Origin of the sequence: Dyella sp. RRB7 (assembly GCF_022761115.1) — a bacterium.
Lineage (GTDB): Bacteria > Pseudomonadota > Gammaproteobacteria > Xanthomonadales > Rhodanobacteraceae > Dyella.
Map to the genome: position 1 here is coordinate 182,881 of NZ_JAKWJS010000003.1, position 21,999 is coordinate 204,879.

The following is a 21,999-nucleotide window of genomic DNA, read 5'->3' on the forward strand; positions in this document are numbered from 1 at the left end:
CGCTGCCATGGCCCGGTCTTCATCGGCGCCGTACTACTATGCTATTTCGCGGATCAGCGCGGTTCCCTCGCGCCCGCCCATCGAACGGTGAACCGATGAGTACTGATGTCGTTCGTCCCAGCGCCCTGCCCGACGCCGAAGCCACCGGAATCGCACCCGTGGCGCCCGCCGCCGGAAAGGCTGAAAAAGTTGCCGCGCCCACGCCGGCAGCGGCACCGGACCTCAACGACCCCAGCCTGTACATCAATCGCGAACTGTCACAGCTGCAGTTCAATATCCGCGTGCTGGAACAGGCACTGGATGAGCGCAAGCCGATCCTCGAACGTCTCAAGTTCCTGCTGATCTTCTCCAGCAACATGGACGAGTTCTTCGAGATCCGCGTGGCGGGTCTCAAGAGCCAGATTGCGTTCGATCATGAAATCGTCGGTCCCGATGGCCTGGCGCCGCGTCGTGCGCTGGCCGAGATCAGCGAGATCACGCACAAGCAGATCGAGCGGCAGTACACGATACTCAACGACCGCATCCTGCCTGAGCTGGCACGGCACGGCATCCGCATCGTGCGCCGCAACGAGTGGTCGAATAAGCAGAAGCTGTGGGTGCGCCGCTATTTCCGCCATGAGGTCGCGCCGCTGGTGACGCCGATCGGCCTGGATCCGACCCACCCGTTTCCGTTGCTGGTCAACAAGAGCCTCAACTTCATCGTGCAGTTGGAAGGCACCGATGCGTTCGGCCGCGATTCGGGCCTGGCCATCGTGCCGGCGCCGCGCGTGCTGCCGCGCCTGATCCGGCTGCCCGACGATGTCAGCGAGGGCGGCGAAAACTTCGTGCTGCTCTCCTCGATCATCCACGCCCATGCGGAAGAACTGTTCCCCGGCATGTCGGTGCGCGGTTGCTACCAGTTCCGCCTGACCCGCAACGCGGACCTCACCATCGATCCGGAAGACGTCGAGGATCTCGCGCGCGCCTTGCGCGGCGAGCTGTATTCGCGTCGCTTCGGCGATGCGGTGCGCCTGGAAGTGGCCGACAACTGCCCGCCCGAGCTCACCGGCTACCTGCTGCGCCAGTTCGGCCTGGCCGCCGCCGAGATGTACGAGGTGAACGGCCCGGTGAACCTGGCACGCTTGTTCGGCCTGGCCAGCAAGACGCATCGCCCGGAACTGGAATATCCGCCGTTCACGCCGTCGATCCCCAAGGCGCTGAAGAAGGCCGAGGACCTGTTCCAGGTGATCGGCCGGCAGGACGTGCTGCTGCTGCACCCCTACGAGTCGTTCGCGCCGGTGGTCGACCTGCTGCACCAGGCCGCCAAGGACCCCAGCGTGCTGGCGATCAAGCAGACGCTGTATCGCAGCGGCGCCAACTCCGAGATCGTCGATGCGCTGGTGGACGCCGCGCGCGCGGGCAAGGAAGTGACCGTGGTGATCGAGCTGCGCGCACGCTTCGACGAGGAATCCAACCTCACCCTCGCCTCGCGCCTGCAGCAGGCCGGCGCCATGGTGATCTACGGCGTGGTGGGCGTGAAGACGCACGCCAAGCTCATGCTGATCCAGCGCCGCGAAGGCGAGGAACTGGTGCGCTATGCGCACCTGGGCACCGGCAACTATCACACCGGCAACGCGCGCCTGTACACCGACTACAGCCTGCTCACCTCCGACCAGGCGTTGTGCGAAGACGTGCACAAGCTGTTCAGCCAGCTCACCGGCATGGGCAAGCTGCTGCAGATGAAGAAGCTGCTGCATGCGCCCTTCACGCTGAAGAAGACGCTGCTGGAACTGATCGCCCGCGAGACGGCGCACGCGGTGGCCGGCCGCCCGGCGCAGATCATCATCAAGGTCAACGCGGTCACCGACGCCAAGATGATCAAGGCGCTGTACAAGGCCAGCATCGCCGGCGTGAAGGTGGACCTGATCGTGCGCGGCATGTGCTGCCTGCGCCCGGGTGTGCCGGGCGTGTCGCACAATATCCGCGTGCGCTCGATCGTCGGGCGCTTCCTGGAACACAGCCGCGTGTACTGGTTCGCCAACAACGGCGAGGAGAAGTTCTATCTCGCCAGCGCCGACCTGATGGAACGCAACCTGGACCGCCGCGTGGAAACCGGCTTCCCGATCGAGGGCAAGAAGCTGCAGGCGCGCCTGAAGAAGGAGCTGGACCTGTACCTCAGCGACAACTCCAGCGCATGGCTGCTGCAACCCAATGGACGCTATGTGCGCACGCAGCCCGGATCGAACCAGAGCGTGCGCAATGTGCAAGCGCAATTGCTGGAGAAGCTGTGCGGCACGGGATTGACGACTGACGCGTAACCGGCGCGTCGATCCCGCCCGCGCCGGATAACGGGCATCAGGCCTTTACGAACCGCTTCACCCACGCCACGTACCGGTCCACAAAGCCCTGCAGGAATTTCTGCGTCCCTTCGTTGCCGATATGGCCCTCGGCGTCGAACAGGCCTTCCTTGTTCTGGATGAACACTTCCGGCTGATCCAGCGTGGGCACGTCCAGGTAGGCCAGCACGTTGCGCAGATGCTGCTGGGCCAGCGCGGTGCCGGTGGCGCCTATGGAGACACCGATCAGCGCGCCCGGCTTGCCGGCAAACGAGTTGGTGCCCCAGGGGCGCGAGCCGATGTCGATGGCGTTCTTCAGCACCCCGGGAATCGAGCGGTTGTATTCGGGGGTGACGAAGAGCAGCGCATCGGCGGCCTCCACTTGCTGCTTGAGCCGCTGGCACTCGGCCGGATAGGCGGCATCGAAGTCCTGGTTGTAGAGCGGCAGGTTGTCGATGCGCACGTGATCGAAGCTGAAGTCGGCCGGCGCCAGCCGCTCGACCGCCCGTGCCAGGTGCCGGTTCAACGAGTCCTTCCGAAGGCTGCCTACGAATACGGCGACGCGGATCTTGCTCATGCCTGTGCGCTCCTGCGGTGGGGAGTGGGAGGGGGATCTCAAAGCAGTGGAGTGCAAGCATGACAGCGCAGGCGGTTAAACCCTCGTGATCGCCAGCCCCGGCCACAGGACGGCTGGGGGCAACCTGTCGTGTAGCCTTCTATGCCTTTTGACGTAAAGAAGCGCGGCTGCCCGTCCGGCATCATGGATACCCGGTACGCATGGATGACGCATCCCCGGCGCTTCTGATGCGCCAGGGATGACCGGAACGACCAGGGAAATACGCACCTGCCCATGCAGCGGGAGTGCGTCGAAACAGGGGCACGGCGAATGGGTGGGCGGATCGCATCGACAGCGAGGCGTGGCCGATGGCGGGTGCTCTGCATCCTCGCCCTGGCTGTGCTCGTGCCGTTGGCGCATGCCGGCACGGCCATGACCGGCGCCTCGCGCGAGGTACGACCCGGCGACACGCCCCAGGGCGTGCTGGAGGCATTCCGGCGGGGCGAGCTGGCGGGCTTCGATCCGTATCTGCTGCAGCGCTTTTCGCGGCAAGGCCAGGGCACCTGGGTGGTACTGCTGCCGCAACCGCCGCTGACCGGCGAGGAGCGCGTGCTGTCCATCTACCCGCCGCCCCTGGCCGCGGTGACCATGCTGGCCCCGGACGGCACCGCGCTCACCCAATCGCTGGACGATTTCGGCGCCACCGCCCACGGCAACGGGCGGCTGGCGTACCGCATCAGCGAGACCACCCCGGCCTCGGCCCCCATCCTGCTCAGGTTCGAGCCGGCAGCGGTGCACGCCTCGCCGGTGAGCTTCCAGCTGCAGTCATGGAGCGAGTACCTGCAGGCGGATGCACGCTGGCTGGTGTTTGCCAGCGCCTGCTTCGCGATCATGCTGGCGATGTCATTGATGGCGCTGTGCATGGCGATGATGCTGCGCGACGGCACCTTCGCCTGGTACGCCGGCTACGTGCTCTGCTATGCGCTGATCCAGGGCATCCAGACCGGCTACCTGTTCCACCCGCTCGGGCTGACTTGGCTGGCCGGCACGGCCGCGCTGGTCAGCTCGTCGGCCATGGCGCTGTCGCTGGCCTTCGCCGCGATGTTCCTGGCGCGCTTCTGCGAGCTGCCGCGCTATGCTCCGCTGCTGCATACCCCCACGCTTACGCTGGCCGTGGGCATGCCGCTGGTGGTGTTGCTGCGCAGCTGCCAGATTCCCCTGTTGCAACAGACTGCCCAGGTGCTGATCGGCCCGCTGCTGCTGATCGGCACCCTGCTGCTGTTGCTGGCGGCGGTGACAGCGGCGGTACGCGGTGCGCGGCCGGCCTGGTTTTTCCTGGTGGGCTGGACGCCGCTGCTGGTGCTCACCGCCTTGTCCAGCAGCCAGACCAACGGCATGCTGGCCGACGTCATCTGGCTCAGCGACGCCTGCCTTGGCGCCGGGGCCTTCGAAGCGATCGTGCTGTCGCTGGGCCTGGCCGATCGCGCCCTGCTCATGCGCCACGATCGCGACCTGGTGCAGGAGCTGGCCGACAACGACGCACTGACCAACGTGCTCAATCGCCGGGCCTGGAGCGAAAGCGTCAGCAAGGTGCTGGCGAGCGGCAGCGCGCAGCCGGTGGCGCTGCTGTTTCTCGACCTGGATCACTTCAAGCTGCTCAACGACCGCCAGGGCCACGCCGCTGGCGATCGCGCCCTGGTGGCGGTGGCGGAGGCATTGCGCCATGAGTTGCGTCCCCACGACCTGCTGGGTCGCTACGGTGGCGAGGAGTTCGTCGCCATGCTCTATGGCATCGAGCAAGCCCAGGCCATGCAGGTGGCCACGCGCCTGTGCCGTCGGGTGTATCGCCTGGAGATTCCGGTCAACGACAAGGGCCTGATACTCAGCGTGAGCATCGGCATCGCCATGCGCATGCCCGAGGACACGGTGGAATCGCTGGTCGAGCGCTCCGACCACGCCATGTACCGGGCCAAGCTGGCCGGCCGCAACCGCGCGCGCCTGGACGAGGCGCTGGAGACCCCCGTGCGTCGCCCCTGGCCAAGGGCCGTCGAAAGCGATCGCCGCGCCTGAGTCCCTGCGCGCCAGGCACGGGCGAAAAATCGACAAGCCCATGCCAACCGCCGGGTTACGCTGGGCGCTCCAACGCATGGGAGCAAGCCTCATGACGACCCCTACCGTTTCCGGCAGCACCATCATTCCCTGCCTGCGCTACCGCGACGCCCACGCGGCCATCGAATGGCTGTGCAAGGCGTTCGGCTTCACCCGGCAGGCCGTCTACGACGATGACCAGGGCGGCGTGGCGCACGCGCAGCTGGCCTATGGCAGCGGCCTGCTGATGCTGGGCTCGGCACGCGACGACGCGTTCGGACGACGCATGGTGCAGCCGGACCAGGTGGGCGGCCGCGAGACCCAATGCGCCTACGTCGTCGTGAAGGACTGCAAGGCGCACTACGAGCAGGCCAAGGCAGCCGGCGCGGTGATCGTCGACGAGTATGCCGAGAAGGACTACGGCGGCGCCGGATACAGCTGTCGCGATGTGGAAGGCCATCTGTGGTCGTTCGGCAGCTACGATCCATGGGCCGAGGTCGCTGGCGCATAGGCTGGAAGTCACGCTGGGAGCCGGCGGGCCACTCGCTTAAAGTCAGGCGACGCTCCCATCACCCGCTTCACCCATCAGCCCGGACCGGCCCGCGCAGGCGGCCCGTCCGCTTGGAGGATTCATGCGCATCCGCCGTACCCTGCTCGCCGCCGCCACGCTGGTGGCATTCACCGCCAGCTTCGCCCAGGCGCAGACCGCGCCACTGACGCCCGACGTGCCGCAGACCGCGTTCGCGCCGTCGACCGCGGGCTATGACTACGTCAAGCGCGAAGTGATGATCCCCATGCGCGACGGCGTGAAGCTGCATACGGTGATCGTGATCCCCAAGGGCGCCAGCCATGCGCCGATCCTGCTCACCCGCACGCCCTACGATGCCAGTGGCCGCGCCGCGCGCTACGAATCACCGCAGATGGACGCGACCCTGCCCCAGGGCGACGAGGTGTTCGTGCATAGCGGCTACATCCGTGTGTTCCAGGATATCCGCGGCAAGTACGGCTCCGAGGGCGACTATGTGATGACGCGCCCGCTGCGCGGCCCGCTCAATGCCAGCGAGGTGGACCACTCCACCGATGCCTACGACACCATCGACTGGCTGGTGAAGAACCTGCCCGAGTCCAACGGCAAGGTCGGCATGCTCGGTTCCTCCTATGAAGGCTTCACCGTGGTGATGGCGCTGATCCATCCGCACCCGGCACTCAAGGTGGCCGCGCCGGAAAGCCCGATGGTCGATGGCTGGATGGGCGATGACTGGTTCCATTACGGCGCCTTCCGCCAGACCAACTTCGACTACATCTACGGTCAGACCGCGCAGAGGGGCAAAGGCAACAGCGTGCCGCGCGTGGGCTATGACGACTACAGCAACTTCCTCAATGCCGGCTCGGCCGGCGACTACGCGCGCGCCCATGGCTTCGAGCAGTTGCCGTTCTGGCGCAAGCTCGACGAGCACCCGGCCTATGACGCGTTCTGGCAGAACCAGGCGCTGGACAAGATCATGGCCGGGCAGCCGCTGAGCGTGCCGACCATGTGGCTGCAAGGCCTGTGGGACCAGGAAGACATGTGGGGCGCCATCCACAGCTACGAAGCCACCGAACCCAAGGACAAGGGCAACGACAAGAATTTCCTGGTGATGGGCCCATGGCGGCACAGCCAGGTGAACTACGACGGCTCCGCGCTGGGGCCGCTGCAGTGGGACGGCGACACCGCGCTGCAGTTCCGCCGCGACGTGCTCAAGCCGTTCTTCGACCAGTACCTGGTGGACGGCGCGCCCAAGGCCAACACGCCGCCGGTGTTGATCTACAACACCGGCGAGAACCACTGGGATCGCTACAAGTCGTGGCCGCTGAGCTGCGACCAGGGCTGCGCCAACAAGCCCAGGGCGTTGTATCTCGCCGCCGCCGGCAAGCTGTCGTTCAACGCGCCGGGCACCAGCGCGGCCAAGTACGACGAATACGTCTCCGACCCGGCCAAGCCGGTGCCTTACCAGCCGCGGCCGGTGCATTTCGCCGACCATGACGCCTGGACCCGCTGGCTGGTCAACGACCAGCGTTTCGTGGATGGACGTCCAGACGTCCTCACCTATGTCAGCGAATCGCTGACCGCGCCCGTGCACATCGGTGGCGCGCCGCAGGTGAATCTGTACGCCTCCACCAGCGGCAGCGACAGCGACTGGGTGGTGAAGCTGATCGACGTCTACCCCGACACGGTGCCGTCCAACCCGCCGATGGGCGGCTACGAGCTGGCCGTGTCGCTGGACATCTTCCGTGGCCGCTACCGCACCAGCTTCGAGCATCCGCAGGCCATCACGCCCGACCAGCCGCTGCTGTACAGCTTCGGCCTGCCCACCACCAACCATGTGTTCCAGCCCGGCCACCGCATCATGGTGCAGGTGCAGTCCAGCCTGTTCCCGCTGTACGACCGCAACCCGCAGACCTACGTGCCCAACATCTTCGACGCCAAACCGGCGGACTACCAGAAGGCCACGCAGCGCGTGTGGCATGCGCCGGGCACCGCAAGCTTTATCAGCTTGCCGGTGGTGCCGAACGGCTGAGTCTCGCCTGCCCTCGCCCTCCGTCATTCCCGCGAAAGCGGGAATGACGGGAGCATTGAGCGATCGCGTGCTACGGCTTCGGTGCCGGCCCCTTCACCGCCGTGACGAAACCATCCAGGCGGATGTGGCTGGCATAAGCCTGCTGCACTTGCGGCGCGGTCAGCTCCAGATAGTGTTTGGCCGCGACAAGGCCCTGGTCCAGCGGCTGGCCCCGCTCGGCGTAGGTCAGCAGCTGATTGCCGATGCTGTCGAAACTCGCCTCGCTCAACGGAACGCGCCGCAGCAGGATGCCCTTGGCGCGCTGCAGGTCGGTGTCGGCCACCGGCTCGCCCTGCATCTGCTTGAGATCCTTCAGCACCACCGCGCGGGCCGCCTCGACCTTGCCCGGGTCGGCGCCGAAGGACACCGTATAGCGACCCCGGTGCTTTTCCAGGTCGAAATCCGTGTCGACGGTGTACACCAGGCCCGAGGTGTCGCGCAGATCGCGGTACAGCCTTGACGCATAGAAGCCGCCGCCCAGCACTTCGTTACCCAGGTTCAGGGCGAAGCGGGCATCGTCGTCGCGCGTGACATCGATCATCTGCGACATGCGCACGCTGTCCTGCACGGCGCTGCTGTCGGGCGTATGCAGCTGGGCAGCCTTGTTGGCGGGCACGGCCGGATAGTCTACCTCCGGCTTGGCGCCTTGCGCCTTCCATGCGCCAAAGGCTTCTTCGACGACACGCTTGGCCTCGGCCGGCTCCACCTTGCCGACGACGACCAGCGTGGTCATGTCCGGCCGGAACGTGCGGGCGTAATAGTCCTTCACGTTGTCGTAGGTCAGGCTCATCACGCTTTGCGGCGTGGCGTGGCGCAGCTGCGGATCGGTCGCCGGCAGCAGCGCCTTGTACATGCCCAGTTCGTCGAGGAAATCCGGCGACTGGATGGTGCCGCTCCAGATGCCCGCCTGCTGGCGCTGCACCAGCACGAACGCCTGCCGCGGCAACGCCGGATGCAGTTCGTTGTCGGCCAGCAGCTTCATGCCCTGCGCGAAATTGCCCGAGGGCACGCGCAAGGAGAAATTCGCGCCGGCCGTCTCATCCGCGCTGATGGCATCGAGCGCCTGCTGGAACTGCATGCGATCGAGCTCGGTGCTGCCGAACTGGAACAGGCCCTCCAGCACTTCGCCCACGCCATCCTGGCCCTTGGGGGTTTGCAGGTCGGCATTGGTCTGCACGCGGCCCATGACCTCCACCGTGTCGCTCACCGATTCGGGCTGCACGATCAAGCGCATGCCATTGGCCAAGGTGTAGCTCACCGGATGCAGCATCGAACGCGGCATGTCGAGCTTGGCAAACGCCTGCTCGGCCCACGCCGGCAGCGCCACTGGCTTGTCCGGACTGCCGGCGAGACTCTCCGCGCCACCGAAGCCCTTGCCCTCCGCCGGCTTGCCCGACTTCTCCGGCGTGAGGATGGCGGTGATCGCATGCGCGGGGTCGAAGCTGGCCTTGGCCAGCGCATTGACCTGCGCCGGCGTCACCGCCTCGATCGCTTGTTTCATCGCGTCGGGCGAGGCCAGGCCATGCATCACCAGCGCATCGGACCAGGCGTTGGCCAGGCCCTCCACCGAGTTCTTCTTGAACTCCAGTTCGGCGATGGCCTTGCGCTTGGCCGCGTCCACCAGGGCCGGATCGATGCCCTTGCTGGCCGCGTCGGCGAGAATCGACTGCATGCGCTTGAGCACCGGCTGCGCATCGCCGCCGGCGGGGAACACCCCCACCGCCATGCCGATGCCCGCCTCCGGCAACGGGTCCTGGAAGAAGCCACCGAACAGCGCCGTGCCGTCCACGCCCATGCCGAACAGGCCGGCGCGCTGCGAACCCAGTGCGCCGGACAACACCAGCGAGGTGGCGTAATCCTTCGAGCGCGCGCCCGGCAGGCGGTAGCCCAGATACACCGAACCATAGGGACTATCGGTCGGCAGACGCACCGTCCTGGCCTGTACCGGCGTGAAGCTGAAGCTGGCGCGTGCGGGGAGATCCTTGCGCGGCAAGTCGCCGAACTGCGCCTTGACCTTCGCCACCGTCTCCTGCGGATCCACGTCGCCGACGATCACCATGATCGCGTTGTTGGGCGCGTACCAGGTGTCGTGGAATTGCTTGAGCATCGCCGCCGACGTCTTGTCGAACGATTCGCGCGTGCCCAGCGGCGAATGCGCATAGGGCGTGCCGGCGAACATCTGCCCCAGCATCTGGGTGTAGAACTTGAAGTCGGGGCTGGAAAGATCCCGCGACACTTCCTGCTCGATCGCGCCGCGCTCCTTGTCCCACTCCGCGTCGGCGACGTCGATGCCGCGCATGCGCAGGGCTTCGACGCGCAAGGCCACGTCCAGGTCCTGCGTCGGCGTGACGAAGTAGTACTGCGTGGCGCTCTGCATGGTCTGCGCGTTGAAGGCGCCGCCCATGTTCGCCGCAATCGCCGCCAGCTGGTCCTTCGACAAGCCCGGACCACCGCGAAACATCATGTGCTCCACCGCATGGGCGGTGCCCGGAAACGCGGCGGGCACTTCGTCCGAACCGGCGAGATAGTTGACCTCGGTGGTCACCACCGGGGCCAGCGCATCACGCACCACCACCACGCGCAGGCCATTGTCGAGCGTGACGCGGGCCACCTGGGCGTCGTCCGCCTTCGCGCCGCTTGCAACCGCCATGGCGCATACGATGGATGCGGCCAGATACTTCCACTGCGTTCCCACAGAAACCTCCGCTACGACGAAAACCATTTCGATGACGATGCGCGCGTCCATCGTGAAGACCGCGGCCGCCGGCAATGCGTTCCCGGCAGCCCCGCACGCAAAAAGGGCCGACCCATGTCGGCCCTTCCGGAAGCAGGACGTGGAAGCGTGTGGTTACTGCGTACACGCCTTGCCGTGATCGGCATGATAGCCCTTGGCCTTGGCATCGGCCTCGCTCATATAGGAACCCGCCTTGGTCTTGCCGTACCACTTGTCACCCTGACAGTGGTAGACCTTGCTGCTGTCGTTGACCCACACCAGGCCAGGACCACCACCGGGGGCCGCATTGGCCGGCGGCTGCCAGGACGACTTGCTGCCCGTCGCAGGAGCGGCGGTCTTCGACGTGGTGGCTGCCGGCGTAGCGGCAGGCGCCGCTGCCGGGGCAGCAGCCGGTGCGGCCGCTGCAGCAGGCGCTGCCGTGGTCGCGGCGGCGTACCACTCCTTCACACCCTTGTGGCCCGAGCAGGCACCTTTCTTGGTGGCATTGCTCGTATACGAACCGTCCTTGCACTGTCCGGTCGAACCCGCAGGCGCGGCGGCCTGTTGGGCGTATACGGCCGGGCCGGCCAAAAGACCTGCGAGCAAGACTGCGATCAAACCATACGATTTCATCTTCGATCCCTCCAGCGCGAACTCGTCTGTCCCATGGGAAACCGCCCCGCGTGCGGGACGTGATCCCCTTCGCATCATCGCGAATCGATGGCGTGGCCACCTGTCGCGTGACGCTCCCCAAGCGCCGTGACGCTTGCGGCATTGACTATGCACCAAGCGCGTGACGCTTCGGCACACTGCATCGGGACACGTTCACGTACCGTGAGGACATTTCGCAACTTCATGCGAACCATCCTTGTCCCGCGCAGGCACCACCGGTGAACGGAGCCGCATCGACCCGTCGGGCCGTGCGGCTCCCTGGCCGTCAGTGACTCAATATGATGTCGGCGATGATGCCGGTGGAGATGGCCACCAACAGGAATTCACCGTTGTCGCTGCGCACCCACTGGTAATCGCGCGGCGGCGGCGCCAGGCGGTACTCGTGCCAGTTCTCGACCACATAGCGGTGATCGCGATATTCATCGGGGACGCGACCACCCTTGCGATACCAGCCTTCATGCGCGCCACGATCGTGCACCACCGCGTAGTCGTGATGGTCGCGGTCATTGGGGCGGCCATGATCCTGATCGTATTGATCATGGTGCTCCTCGTACTGGAACGGCGCGGCGGTGGCCACGGTGGATACCAGGGCGGCGCCAAGGGCCAGGGCGAACAGTGATTTCTTCATCAAACAATCTCCATCGGGATAGCGTCGTTGGCAATACCCTGCCCGGCGGGCAGGCAAACACTTTCGACGGCATCATGATGTGTCGCGACATCCTGTGCGATGAGTGAACGCGGTCGCAGGATCACTCGCAAATGACGCGCAATATTTTGCGTTGACCGGGCGTTTGGTTTTGCAGCATGACGCGAGCCCGTTGCGGATGAGGCATGACGCGGGCGCCGTGCATCATCCGCCATGCTCTGGTCTAGTGTGCGGCGACTTTCGACGTCGACGGCGGCCGGGCCACGGCATACATCTCCCAGGCGATCTGCTTGAGCAAGGCCATGCGGTCGCTGCCCACCGCGTACAGATCGAAATGCGTCTTGCCCGGCAGGAAGCGGATATCCGACTGCGCATGCAGGCCGTCGAGCACCGCCTTCAAACGATGCGCCGCGCCATCCAGGTAGAACGTGTCGGCGGTGCCCACGATGAGATGGATCTTGCCGTCCAGGTCAGGCGCCAGCTGCGGCCAGTTCGCCTGCAGCAGGTGGGCGATGTCGTAATGGTCGCGCCAGTAGGCCACCACATTGGCGTCGACATCGCCGGTGTCGCGATCGAAGAACGGCACCGGCCGGCCATCCTCGCCGCGCGGCGAGAACACCCACTCGAACGAGGCGATCTGTCCGCCATAGCTGCCCAGCGTCCGCTCCATCTGCGAAAACTGCTGGAACGTGGCCACCACGGCGCCCTTGTCGCGCACCAGCGGGTACGGCGAACCGTCCGCCTTGCGATAGACGTTGGCATGCGGCGCATACAAATCCACGCCGGTGAAGTCGTGAAAGTCACTCGGGTCGGGCGAGGTGGACCAGGTGCCGCCGAATACTTTCGGATAGCGCGTCTGCAGCCACAGCGTGGCCCAGCCGCCGGACGAATGGCCGTTGAGGAAGCGACCGCTGGCCTTGCCATCCATCAGATAGGTCGACTCCAGCTGGGGAATCAACTCCTCGGTGAGTGCCAGGCCCCAGGGTCCGTTGTTCACCGAATCGGCGAACTCGTGCGTGCCGGTGGGGCTGGCTTCGTCCAGGTAGACCCAGATCATCGGCGGCATCTCGCCCTTGCTCATGGCCAGCCAGGTGCTGGCAATGCCCTTGGCGAAGTGATCCCGCCCACCACCGAAGCCATGCGTGAAGTAGACCACCGGATAGCGAGCCGTGCCCTTGGGATCGTAGCCCGGCGGCAGCAGTACGAAACCACGCATATGGATGGGGCGCCCCCAGAACGCGGACAACGCCGGGCTGACGAAATCCAGGTCATCGGTGTGACGACGCGCCTCGGGCAAGGCATCGCGCAGCTCCGGCGGGGTCGACGAAGGCAATGCCCATGCGTCTGGCGCCGGCAGCGTCGTGGTGAGCTTCAAGCTGGGCGTGCGGGTCGCGGGCAGGTGCAGTTTCACCACTTCGCTGAGCAGATCGCCCGCGCCACGGCCGGTGTAGTTGTAGCTGTGATTCGTATCGAGCACCGCTTGCACGTAGTAGTCGCCGGGCGGAAGTTGCGCGAGCGGATGCGGATACGCCATGGCATCGGCGCCGATATCAACGCCCTGCCCCGGCACCAGGCGACTCACCTCCTCGCCCACGATGCTGACCTGGTCGGGCGCCAGGGGACTGGCATCCACCTCGGTGACCTTGCCATCCTTCGCGGAAGCTTCGGCCGTCTTGGCGTCCACCGCAAATACCAGCAGGCGGCCGGATACCGGCTGGCCATGAGGCTCGGCGACATCCACGTGAAATCCATGGGCCGCCGACGATGCCTCGCGGCACGTACAGCCCGTGCCCAGCGCCAGTCCAAGACCCAGCAATGCGGCCAGGGTGATTCGATACGTCCGCATAATGGCTACCCCTTGTGTGGTCGAGTCCGCTTGGCGCGGGCTTACTCTGCCTTGGCGGCGTGGTCACCGGTCACCGGCGACAGCCGCAGATCCTGGAAGTCGAAGCTGAAATCGGTCAGCGGCGACACCGGCTGCATGCGCACCTCGCGCACCTTGCCATCCGCGTCGAGCGCATAGCTGACGAATGCATCGGCGTTGAGCGCGCGATCATCCCAGCGCACGATGAAGGTGTCGTGCTGCCACGGTTCCATCGTGCCTACCAGCTGCGCCGTCTTGGCGAAACGCAAGCGCAGCTTGCCGCCCTGCTGGCTGACCACGATGTCGCCGTACCAGGGATCGCGGAAGGTGCCGGCATAGCCGGCCAGCGGCAACGATGGCTTGCCGCTCTTGTCGCGCACGGCCTGATGTTGCTTCCAGCTGTCGTCGGCGTTGGCCTCGGATTTCTTCACCGCGGCGGCATAGGCAGCCACCCAGTCCTTCTTGTCCTTGCCCAGGTAGGCATCGAGCACGCGGTAGGTCACGGCATTGAATGCCGCGCCCGATTCCTGGTTGGTCAGCACCACCACGCCCAGATGCAGCTCGGGCACCAGGGTGACGCGCGACACCATGCCCGGCCAACCGCCGGTGTGCCACACCAGGCGCTGGCCGCGATAGTCGGACAGGAACCAGCCCTCGCCATAGCCGGCAAAGTTCGGCCTGGATTCCTTCAATTCCGGCACCGGCGGTTCGGCAATCTTCATCGGCGTGAGCATGGACCACATCTGCTTCTGGCTGTCCTCGGAGAACAGCGGCTTGCCGTTCGGCAGTTTTCCGGCAGCCAGTTGCACGTTCATCCACCTGGCCATGTCATGCACGCTGGCATAGATGCCACCGGCGCCGGAGTTGTTCGACCAGGCCATCGGTGGCACCGGCTTGAGTTCGCTGAAGTTGAACTTGGCGTGCCCCATCGCCGTGTCCATGCCGGGCTTCAGCGCGGTCATGTCGACCAGCGACTCGTCCATGCCCACCGGCTTGAAGATGCGCTCGCGAATGAAGTCCGCATAGCTCTGCCCGGACACCTGCTCGATCACCAGCGTGGCCACGGCAAACAGGATGTTGTCGTAGGCGTAGGCGCTGCGGAAACTGGTGGCGAGCGGCACGTTGCGCAAGCGCTGCACCACTTCCTTGGTGGAATACGACGTCGGCGGCCAGTACAGCAGGTCGCCCGCGCCCAGGCCCAGGCCGCTGCGATGCGCCAGCAGGTCACGGATGCGCATCTCGCGCGTCACGTACGGGTCGGACATCTGGAACCACGGCAAATGGTCGATCACCCGATCGTCCATGTTGAGCTTGCCTTCCTCGGCCAGCATCTGCAGCGAGGCGGCGGTAAAGGCCTTGGTGTTGGAGGCGATGGCAAACAGCGTGTGCGCATCCACCGCGTCGGGCTTGCCCAGTTCGCGCACGCCGTAGCCCTGCTCCAGCACCACCTGCCCGTCCTTGACGATGGCTACGGCGATGCCGGGCACGTCGAACTGCTTGCGGGCGCTGTCCACATACGCGGCGAAATCCTGCAGCTGGGCCGGCAACGCTGGCTGTGCACTGCTGGCCGCCGCTGCGGGCGTCGGCACGGAAGCCGACGTCTGCGCCCACGCCGGTGCCGCAAGAACAAGCAGTACAAGACAACCCGCCAGGCGCGGGGACAGGGTTCGCTGGGACATCGATCGGCTCCTGGGCAGCAAGGCCCAACACTATCGCGGCAAAGCCGCGCCAGGGCCAGCACTGGAAGTCATGTCCCGCGCCGCGCGCTCGACGGATACCCCATCGATGGAGATCATGTGGCGCTGACACGAGGACAAGCATGAACGACTGGGTGGAATGGATCGCGACACACGCGCTGTCGCTATGGGCGGCACTGCTGGTGCTGGCGCTGCTGGCGGGTGATCTCGCCTGGCACTGGAACCGGCGCCAGCGCGAAGCCGCGCTCGCGGACGGACGTCACCCGGTGGTGATCCGTGGACGCACGGCGGCCATGCTGCTGCTCGCCATGGGCCTGCTGTTTGCCGCGATTGCGCTGGCCATCGGCGCCCAGGCGGGTGACTGGCTGCCCAGCTTCGACACTGCATTGGCGCAGGACATCAGGGCCGGCATGTCCCCCGCCGTCCTGCGTGTCGTCGCGGCGGTTTCGCATCTGGGTGACCTGTGGTCGGTGGCTGCCGCCGCCGTGGTGGTGCTGGCCATCCTGCTGCTGCGCCGCCAGCTGCCGTTGGCGGCCAGCTGGACCATCGCGATGGCCGGCATCGTGCCGATCAACAGCGCACTCAAGGCATGGTTCCAGCGCCCGCGACCGCTGCACGACCACGGCTTCATCATGGAAAAAGGCTGGAGCTTCCCCAGTGGCCACGCCTTCGGCGCCATGGTGTTCTACGGCATGCTGGCCTATGTATTGCTGCGCCTGCTGCCGCTGCGCTGGCATCGCGCGGTGATTGCGGCGGCCGTCGCGATGGTCACGGTGATCGGGGTGAGTCGCATCCTGCTGCAGGTGCACTACTTCAGCGATGTGCTGGCCGGTTATGCGAGCGGGCTGGCTTGGCTGGTGGTGTGCCTGGGCGCGGCGGAGTGGTGGCGGTTACGGCGCAAGGCCTGAGAGCACACCCTGCGCGCGAACACGGCATCGTCGTTGCGCAGGGCTGGCGCGCACAGGGTGCGGGACTCGCCGTTATTCGGATGAATGGCGTGGCGCGCCGGAACCGGCCGGCGTCGCCACACCGTCGATCAGGCCAGTTTGCGCGCCGCCGCGACCACGTCCGCTTCGCCCGGCAATACCAGCAGCGCCGCACCAGCCAGCGGCGTATAGGTGTCGGCGCCGACCACGCGCTGCAGCGGCGTGGCGCCGCTGCCGCCTTCCACGATGGCCGTGATGATGCCCTCGCCCACGCCTGCGCTGCGACGGCCTTCGTCCAGCACGATGATGCGTTGGGCCGACCTGGCCTGCTCGGCGATGAAGGCATCGTTGAGCGGCGCCAGCCAGCGCAGATCGATCACGCGCACTTTCCAGCCCAGCTCGGCCTCGATGGTTCGTGCCGCACGCAATGCCATCGGCACGCCATTGCCGAAGGTGAACACCACCAGGTCGTTCGCGCCTTCGTTGTACACGCGCCCCTCGCCCAGCGTCATCGCCTCGCCGGGTGCCGGGTACTCGAACTGCCACTGGCCGTCGCCGGCTTCGTACAAGTCCTTGGTCATGTACAGCGCGATGGGTTCGAGGAAGGCGCAGACGCGGCCATCCACCTTCGCCAGCGCGGTCAGCGTGCGCAGCATGTTGGCGGCGTCATCGCCACGGCTGGGACAGCCCACCACCAGCCCCGGGATATCGCGCAGCGCGGCGATGGAGTTGTCGTTGTGGAAATGCCCGCCAAACCCCTTCTGGTAGCCCAGGCTGGCCACGCGCATCACGATGGGGTTGCGGTACTGGTCGTTGGAGAAGAACTGCAGCGAGGCCGCCTCGCCGCGGATCTGGTCGCAGGCGTTGTGGAAATACGCCAGGTACTGGATTTCCGGAATCGGCAGCATGCCCATGTTGGCGTAGCCCTGGGCCAGGCCGAGGATGATCGTCTCGTCCAGCAGCGTGTTGAACACGCGGCTGTTCTTGAACGCCTTGTGCAGGCCCTTGGTGACCGTATACACGCCGCCCTTCTGCGCCACGTCCTCGCCGAACAGCAGCGACTCGGGATACTTCGCCATCACGTCGTGCAGCGCCTGCCCGATCTGGATGGCGAGGTGACGCGGCGGCTGTTTTTCCGGCAGCTTGTCTTCGCCACCGAAGGCGGCCACGCGGCGTTCGTGATAATCCGTACGCTGCGCCTCGGCCTTCACCGCGGCGGGGGTGTACGGCGCCAGCGGCTTCATCACTTCCGCCAGCGTGGACAGGCGCGGACGACGATCGGCGTCCTCGGCGGCTTCGAAGCAACGCTTGCGCGTGGCCTCGTACAGCGCGAGCAGCGATTCGCGCGTGTACAGGCCCGAGGCCAAGGCGATCTCGGCCGAACGCAGCAGCGGGTCGCTCGCTTCCACCGCGAACAGTTCTTCCACGCTGCGCCACTCGATTTCGAAATCGGTACCGGCGTGGCCCATCACGCGAGTGGTGCGCAAATGCAGGAAGGTGGGGCGACGCGTGCGGCGGCAATGCTCCACCGCTGCCTGCACCTGGGCATAGCCGGTGGCGAGGTCGAGGCCATCGGCAAAGAAATAATCGAGATCGGCACGATGACGGAAGTTGTTGGCTACCCAGCCGTTCGGCGTCTTCACCGAGATGCCGATGCCGTTGTCCTCGCACACGTAAAGCACCGGCGCGGGCAGCTTCTGGTAAGCCGTCCACGCGGCGGCATTGAACGCGGTCTGCGCGGTGGCGTGGTTGGACGAAGCGTCGCCGAACGAGCACACGGTGATGCTGTCATCGGGAATCGGCAGCGCGTGCCCGATGCGGCGTGCCTGCTCGATGGCAATGGCGGTACCCAGCGCCTTGGGCAGGTGCGAGGCGATGGTGGAGGTTTGCGGCAACACCCACAACGGCTTGCTGCCCCACACCTTGTGGCGGCCGCCGGAGGCGGGATCTTCCATGCTGGCGGCGAACGACAGCGCCGAATCCATCACCGGGTCCATGCCGGGCAGCTTGCGGAAGCGCTCGGCCATGAAGCCGCCGGAGCGGTAATGCAGGAACGCCGGATCGGTATGCCGGGTAAGCCGCGCCACCATCGCGTTGCCTTCATGACCGCTGGAGCCGATGGTGTAGAACACCTTGTTCTGCACGCGCAGCACGCGCGCCATCAGGTCGAGGTGACGGCTGATCAGCTGCGATTCGAGCAACTCGCGGAAGCCCTGCGCATCGAGCGTGCTGCCGGGCAACACCGGCGCATGATCGCCCTGCGGCGCATGCACTTCGCCCTGCCACAGCTGCACGAACTCGGTGAAGTTCTGGTCGACGATCTCGGCGCGATTGAAGCCTTTGTGGCGGGCCGTGAGGGCATACGGAATGGCGGTCATGGTGTCTCGTCAACGAACAGCCGCGGTGGCGGCAATCAGGGAATTATCGAGTTGGGGACAACAAACGCGCCAGTATGGAGCGCGTGCATCCCCTCCCCACGGGGAGAGGGTCGGAATGAGGGGTGGATACTCAACGTCACCTTGCCTCCCGTCATCCCGCGAACACAACAAAAGGGGGCAAGAGCGAAGATGACGCTGCGGTATGCACAGCGTTCCCGCGAATATCTGCCCTTCACCTCAGTGTTCTCCCCGGTGGGGAGAGGAAGCCAAAGCGCGCAGCGATGCGGCGCGGCGTCGATCCTTGTCGCGCCCGAAGCTTTCCAGCAGGCGAATCTGGTCGGGAATCGAAGGCACCGGCACCGCCAGGCCATTCAAGCCGACCAGCGTCAGCCGTCCCGCCTTTACCGGTTGCCAGCCGTTGCCGGCATGGAGCTGCAGCCCCCCCATCACCTCGACCGGCAGGCCGGGAAAACGGAAGCGCGCGAAGTGCGAGCGAAAACGATCGGCATCGGCCGGCTCGTGCGTGGACTCGCGCCGCGATGCCCATAGCAGCATCAGGCGCTCGGCATCGTCGCGCGATACCAGCACATCCACGTCCGCCACGCCCACCTCGGCGCCGACCAGCAACGCCGCCGCACTGCCCAGCAGGCACCATGGCTCGACGCAATGCACATGCAGCTCGGGCACGATCTCGGCCAGCGTGGCATACAGCGCGGGCGTGACGTGGCTCATGCGTGGCGGCTCCGCCACTCGTCGCGGGTCTGGCCCCAGATGTCGATGGGCACGGTTTCGAACGGCGGCGGCAAACGACCTGAGCCACGGAACCGCGAACCGAGCTTGCTTGCCAGGGCCTGCGAAGGTGCATTGGCGGGGTCGATGCTGTGGATCACCTCGTCCCAGCCCAGCCGGTCGAAGGCGAAGTCCATGCATGCGATGGCGCCTTCCAGCGCATAGCCCTTGCCCCAGGCATGCCGCGCCAAGCCCCAGCCGACTTCGCGGCCGGGCCAGCCGTCGGGAAACCACGGCCCCATGCGACCGATCCAGCGGCCGCTGCTTTTCTCGATCACCGAAAACATGCCAAAGCCCTGGACGGCCCAGGCGCCGACCATGGTGAGAAAGCCGCGCCAGGCTACCGCGCGTGGCTGCACGCCGCCGATGAAGCGCGCGGATGCCTCATCGGCCATGTTGGCCGCCCACCCGTCGAAATCCTCGCCTTGCGGCGGGCGCAGGATGAGACGATCGGTTTCGATGCGGATGTCTTGCCAGCTCATGCCGTGCAACCCTCGTCACGCACCCCACGCATCGTCATCCCGGCAAAAGACGGAATGACGATGCGTGGATGCCGTGAGTCACCAAGGAGGTTCAGAACGCGTTGATGCCCGTCAGCTCGCGACCCACCACCAGCTGATGCACCGTCTCGGTGCCTTCGTAGGTGATGACCGATTCCAGGTTCAGCGCATGGCGAATGGCCACGTGTTCGGTGGTGATGCCGGCGCCGCCAAGGATGTCGCGGCATTCGCGCGCGATGTCGATGGCCATGCGGCAGTTGTTCCACTTGGCCAGCGACACCTGGGTGGGCTGCATGGTGCCGGCGTCCTTGAGGCGACCCAGCTGCAGCGAGAGCAGCTGGGCCATGGTGATGCGGCGTGCCATGTCGGCCATCTTCAGCTGCACCGCCTGATTCGAGGCCAGCGGGCGACCGAACAGGATGCGCTCCTGGGTGTAGTCGAGCACTTCCTTCAGGCACGCCTGGGCCGCGCCGATCGGGCCCCAGGTGATGCCGTAGCGCGCCTGGGTCAAGCAGCCCAGCGGACCCTTCAGGCCCTTTACGTTCGGCAGGCGGTTGGCCTCCGGCACGCGCACGTTGTCGAAGAACAGCGCGGAGGTGACCGACGCGCGCAGGCTCATCTTCTTGTGCACTTCCTGCGCGGTGAAACCCTGGGTGTCGGTGGGCACGATGAAGCCCTGGATGCCGTCCTCGGTCTGCGCCCACACAATGGCGATGTGCGCGAGGTTGCCGTTGGTGATCCACATCTTGGCGCCGTTGATGACCCAGTCGCCGCCGTCCTTCTTCGCATGGGTCTTCATGTTGGCCGGGTCCGAACCGCCGTGCGGCTCGGTGAGGCCGAAGCAGCCGATGATCTCGCCCGCCGCCATCTTGGGCAGGTAGTGCAGCTTCTGCGCCTCGGTGCCGTAGGCGTAGATGGGATACATGCACAGCGAGCTCTGCACCGAGGCGAAGCTGCGCAGGCCCGAGTCGCCGCGCTCCAGCTCCTGGCAGATCAGGCCGTAGCTCACGCCATTCATGCCGGCGCAGCCGTACTTCTCGGGCAAGGTGGCGCCCAGCAGGCCCAGGCTCGCGATCTCCGGCACCAGTTCCTTGGGGAAGCGGCCCTGGTCAAAGCAATCGCCGATGATCGGCAGCACTTTCTCATCGACAAAGCGACCGACGGTGTCCTGCACCATGCGCTCCTCATCGGAAAGCAGCGAGCGGACGTCGTAGAGATCGAGGGGATTCAGGCGAGCGGACATGCTTGAAGTTCCGTGGCGGGGGCAAACGTGCATTCTAGCCACCCTTCCGGGGCCGGGTCATGGCGGGGTGCAACAGGCCCCGGGTAGGCGACGGCGGCGCGCTATGGGACCATGCGCCTTCCCCGGCGGAATCCCCCATGCTCAAAGGTGTCCTCCTCGGCTTCGCCTGTTACGCGGCCTACGCGATCAGCGACGCCTTCGTGAAATCGCTGCACGGCACCCTGCCGGCCTACGAAGCGGTGTTCTTCGGTGCCGTGCTGATGCTCAGCGCCCTGCCCTTCATCCGCAAGCCGGGCGACCGCTATCTGGATGTGCTGACGGCGCGCAAGCCGCGGCTGTGGTGGATCCGCGCCATCACCGGCGCCATCTGCAATATCTCGGCAGTGATGGCCTTCACCGCGTTGCCGATGGCCGAGGCCTTCGCCTTGATCTTCCTGCTGCCGATCTTCGTCACCCTGCTTTCGGTGATGTTCCTGAAGGAACACGTGGGCTGGCGGCGCTGGTCGGCGGTGGTCGTGGGCTTCGTCGGCGTGCTGGTGGTATTGCGGCCGGGCTTTCGCGAACTGGGCGCCGGCCACCTGGCCGCCATGACTTGTGGCCTATCCGGCGCGGTATCGGTGGTGGCGCTGCGCATGGCCGGCCCCCATGAGAAGCGCATCAGCCTGTATGGCGCCGGCGTGATCGGCCCGCTGGTCAGCGGCGGGCTGTTGATGCTGCCTGCGTTCGTGTGGCCCAGCCTGCACCAATGGATGCTGCTCGCCGGCTACGGATTGCTGGCCGGGCTGGCTGGCGTGCTGCTGATGCTGGCGACCCACCACGCCCCGGCCAACCGCGTCGCGCCCACCCAGTACAGCCAGATGCTGTGGGCGATCGGCTTCGGCTATTGGCTGTTTGGTGACCGGCTCGACTGGCCGATGCTGGTCGGCATCGTCCTGATCCTCGGCTCGGGATTGTTCACGCTGGTGCGGGAAGAGAAAGTTACCGGCTGGTGGAAGCGCGCCCGGATGGTTTGATC

16 protein-coding genes are annotated in these 21,999 nt (G+C 66.1%); 6 read left to right on the forward strand and 10 right to left on the reverse strand.

Annotated elements, in window-relative coordinates:
* The first annotated feature begins 95 nt into the window (after window positions 1–95).
* Window positions 96–2,297, forward strand: coding sequence for a polyphosphate kinase 1 (ppk1, locus tag MJ606_RS09920; RefSeq protein WP_243049361.1), 2,202 nt, complete (start codon window positions 96–98; stop codon window positions 2,295–2,297).
* A gap of 37 nt (window positions 2,298–2,334) precedes the next feature.
* Here the strand turns inward: ppk1 and MJ606_RS09925 are convergent, their stop codons facing one another.
* The gene (locus MJ606_RS09925) at window positions 2,335–2,892 is read right to left on the reverse strand and encodes an NAD(P)H-dependent oxidoreductase (RefSeq protein WP_243049362.1); all 558 of its coding nucleotides are present in this window, start codon (window positions 2,890–2,892) and stop codon (window positions 2,335–2,337) included.
* A gap of 354 nt (window positions 2,893–3,246) precedes the next feature.
* Between MJ606_RS09925 and MJ606_RS09930 the strand changes: the two genes are divergently transcribed.
* The 3 genes from MJ606_RS09930 (at window position 3,247) to MJ606_RS09940 (ending at window position 7,517) form a co-directional block, all read left to right on the forward strand.
* The gene (locus MJ606_RS09930) at window positions 3,247–4,941 is read left to right on the forward strand and encodes a diguanylate cyclase (RefSeq protein ID WP_343214809.1); all 1,695 of its coding nucleotides are present in this window, start codon (window positions 3,247–3,249) and stop codon (window positions 4,939–4,941) included.
* Window positions 4,942–5,032: 91 nt separating this feature from the next.
* A complete protein-coding gene (locus MJ606_RS09935) occupies window positions 5,033–5,470 on the forward strand; it encodes a VOC family protein (RefSeq protein ID WP_243049363.1) in 438 nt (145 codons plus the stop codon).
* A gap of 121 nt (window positions 5,471–5,591) precedes the next feature.
* Complete coding sequence (locus tag MJ606_RS09940; protein ID WP_243049364.1) at window positions 5,592–7,517, forward strand: CocE/NonD family hydrolase; 1,926 nt, start codon at window positions 5,592–5,594, stop codon at window positions 7,515–7,517.
* 70 nt (window positions 7,518–7,587) lie between these two features.
* Here the strand turns inward: MJ606_RS09940 and MJ606_RS09945 are convergent, their stop codons facing one another.
* The 5 genes from MJ606_RS09945 to MJ606_RS09965 all read right to left on the reverse strand — a co-directional run bounded on the left by MJ606_RS09945 (window position 7,588) and on the right by MJ606_RS09965 (window position 15,130).
* Window positions 7,588–10,206, reverse strand: coding sequence for a pitrilysin family protein (locus MJ606_RS09945; protein ID WP_243049365.1), 2,619 nt, complete (start codon window positions 10,204–10,206; stop codon window positions 7,588–7,590).
* 198 nt (window positions 10,207–10,404) lie between these two features.
* The gene (locus tag MJ606_RS09950) at window positions 10,405–10,902 is read right to left on the reverse strand and encodes a DUF3761 domain-containing protein (protein ID WP_243049366.1); all 498 of its coding nucleotides are present in this window, start codon (window positions 10,900–10,902) and stop codon (window positions 10,405–10,407) included.
* A 304-nt stretch (window positions 10,903–11,206) separates the two neighbouring features.
* Window positions 11,207–11,569 (reverse strand): RcnB family protein, encoded by a 363-nt coding sequence (locus MJ606_RS09955; protein ID WP_243049367.1) that lies wholly within the window; start codon window positions 11,567–11,569, stop codon window positions 11,207–11,209.
* A gap of 241 nt (window positions 11,570–11,810) precedes the next feature.
* Window positions 11,811–13,433, reverse strand: a complete 1,623-nt coding sequence (locus MJ606_RS09960) for an alpha/beta hydrolase-fold protein (protein WP_243049368.1) — start codon at window positions 13,431–13,433, stop codon at window positions 11,811–11,813.
* A gap of 41 nt (window positions 13,434–13,474) precedes the next feature.
* Window positions 13,475–15,130 carry a serine hydrolase gene (locus MJ606_RS09965; RefSeq protein WP_243049369.1) on the reverse strand — a complete coding sequence of 552 codons (1,656 nt, stop codon included), beginning with the start codon at window positions 15,128–15,130 and terminating at the stop codon, window positions 13,475–13,477.
* A 140-nt stretch (window positions 15,131–15,270) separates the two neighbouring features.
* Between MJ606_RS09965 and MJ606_RS09970 the strand changes: the two genes are divergently transcribed.
* The gene (locus tag MJ606_RS09970) at window positions 15,271–16,056 is read left to right on the forward strand and encodes a phosphatase PAP2 family protein (protein ID WP_243049370.1); all 786 of its coding nucleotides are present in this window, start codon (window positions 15,271–15,273) and stop codon (window positions 16,054–16,056) included.
* Between the two features lie 128 nt (window positions 16,057–16,184).
* Here the strand turns inward: MJ606_RS09970 and MJ606_RS09975 are convergent, their stop codons facing one another.
* The 4 genes from MJ606_RS09975 to MJ606_RS09990 all read right to left on the reverse strand — a co-directional run bounded on the left by MJ606_RS09975 (window position 16,185) and on the right by MJ606_RS09990 (window position 20,984).
* Window positions 16,185–18,452 carry a thiamine pyrophosphate-dependent enzyme gene (locus tag MJ606_RS09975; protein ID WP_243049371.1) on the reverse strand — a complete coding sequence of 756 codons (2,268 nt, stop codon included), beginning with the start codon at window positions 18,450–18,452 and terminating at the stop codon, window positions 16,185–16,187.
* 237 nt (window positions 18,453–18,689) lie between these two features.
* On the reverse strand, window positions 18,690–19,184 hold the full coding sequence (locus MJ606_RS09980) for a hypothetical protein (RefSeq protein ID WP_243049372.1): 495 nt from the start codon (window positions 19,182–19,184) through the stop codon (window positions 18,690–18,692).
* Entirely contained in the window at window positions 19,181–19,723 is a 543-nt protein-coding gene (locus tag MJ606_RS09985; RefSeq protein ID WP_243049373.1) for a GNAT family N-acetyltransferase, read from the reverse strand. Before MJ606_RS09985 ends, MJ606_RS09980 begins: the two co-directional genes overlap by 4 nt.
* 91 nt (window positions 19,724–19,814) lie before the next feature.
* Window positions 19,815–20,984: an acyl-CoA dehydrogenase family protein gene (locus MJ606_RS09990; RefSeq protein ID WP_243049374.1), complete on the reverse strand. Its 1,170-nt coding sequence runs from the start codon at window positions 20,982–20,984 to the stop codon at window positions 19,815–19,817.
* Between the two features lie 137 nt (window positions 20,985–21,121).
* Between MJ606_RS09990 and MJ606_RS09995 the strand changes: the two genes are divergently transcribed.
* Complete coding sequence (locus MJ606_RS09995; RefSeq protein WP_243049375.1) at window positions 21,122–21,997, forward strand: DMT family transporter; 876 nt, start codon at window positions 21,122–21,124, stop codon at window positions 21,995–21,997.
* Window positions 21,998–21,999: the final 2 nt, after the last annotated feature.

Bases quoted from the DNA above. Each gene is read 5' to 3' on its own strand.
- ppk1 (WP_243049361.1), top strand. From the start codon at position 96: ATGAGTACTGATGTCGTTCGTCCCAGCGCCCTGCCCGACGCCGAAGCC.
- MJ606_RS09925 (WP_243049362.1), bottom strand. From the start codon at position 2,892: ATGAGCAAGATCCGCGTCGCCGTATTCGTAGGCAGCCTTCGGAAGGAC.
- MJ606_RS09935 (WP_243049363.1), top strand. From the start codon at position 5,033: ATGACGACCCCTACCGTTTCCGGCAGCACCATCATTCCCTGCCTGCGC.
- MJ606_RS09940 (WP_243049364.1), top strand. From the start codon at position 5,592: ATGCGCATCCGCCGTACCCTGCTCGCCGCCGCCACGCTGGTGGCATTC.
- MJ606_RS09945 (WP_243049365.1), bottom strand. From the start codon at position 10,206: ATGGCGGTTGCAAGCGGCGCGAAGGCGGACGACGCCCAGGTGGCCCGC.
- MJ606_RS09950 (WP_243049366.1), bottom strand. From the start codon at position 10,902: ATGAAATCGTATGGTTTGATCGCAGTCTTGCTCGCAGGTCTTTTGGCC.
- MJ606_RS09955 (WP_243049367.1), bottom strand. From the start codon at position 11,569: ATGAAGAAATCACTGTTCGCCCTGGCCCTTGGCGCCGCCCTGGTATCC.
- MJ606_RS09960 (WP_243049368.1), bottom strand. From the start codon at position 13,433: ATGCGGACGTATCGAATCACCCTGGCCGCATTGCTGGGTCTTGGACTG.
- MJ606_RS09965 (WP_243049369.1), bottom strand. From the start codon at position 15,130: ATGTCCCAGCGAACCCTGTCCCCGCGCCTGGCGGGTTGTCTTGTACTG.
- MJ606_RS09970 (WP_243049370.1), top strand. From the start codon at position 15,271: ATGAACGACTGGGTGGAATGGATCGCGACACACGCGCTGTCGCTATGG.
- MJ606_RS09975 (WP_243049371.1), bottom strand. From the start codon at position 18,452: ATGACCGCCATTCCGTATGCCCTCACGGCCCGCCACAAAGGCTTCAAT.
- MJ606_RS09980 (WP_243049372.1), bottom strand. From the start codon at position 19,184: ATGAGCCACGTCACGCCCGCGCTGTATGCCACGCTGGCCGAGATCGTG.
- MJ606_RS09985 (WP_243049373.1), bottom strand. From the start codon at position 19,723: ATGAGCTGGCAAGACATCCGCATCGAAACCGATCGTCTCATCCTGCGC.
- MJ606_RS09990 (WP_243049374.1), bottom strand. From the start codon at position 20,984: ATGTCCGCTCGCCTGAATCCCCTCGATCTCTACGACGTCCGCTCGCTG.
- MJ606_RS09995 (WP_243049375.1), top strand. From the start codon at position 21,122: ATGCTCAAAGGTGTCCTCCTCGGCTTCGCCTGTTACGCGGCCTACGCG.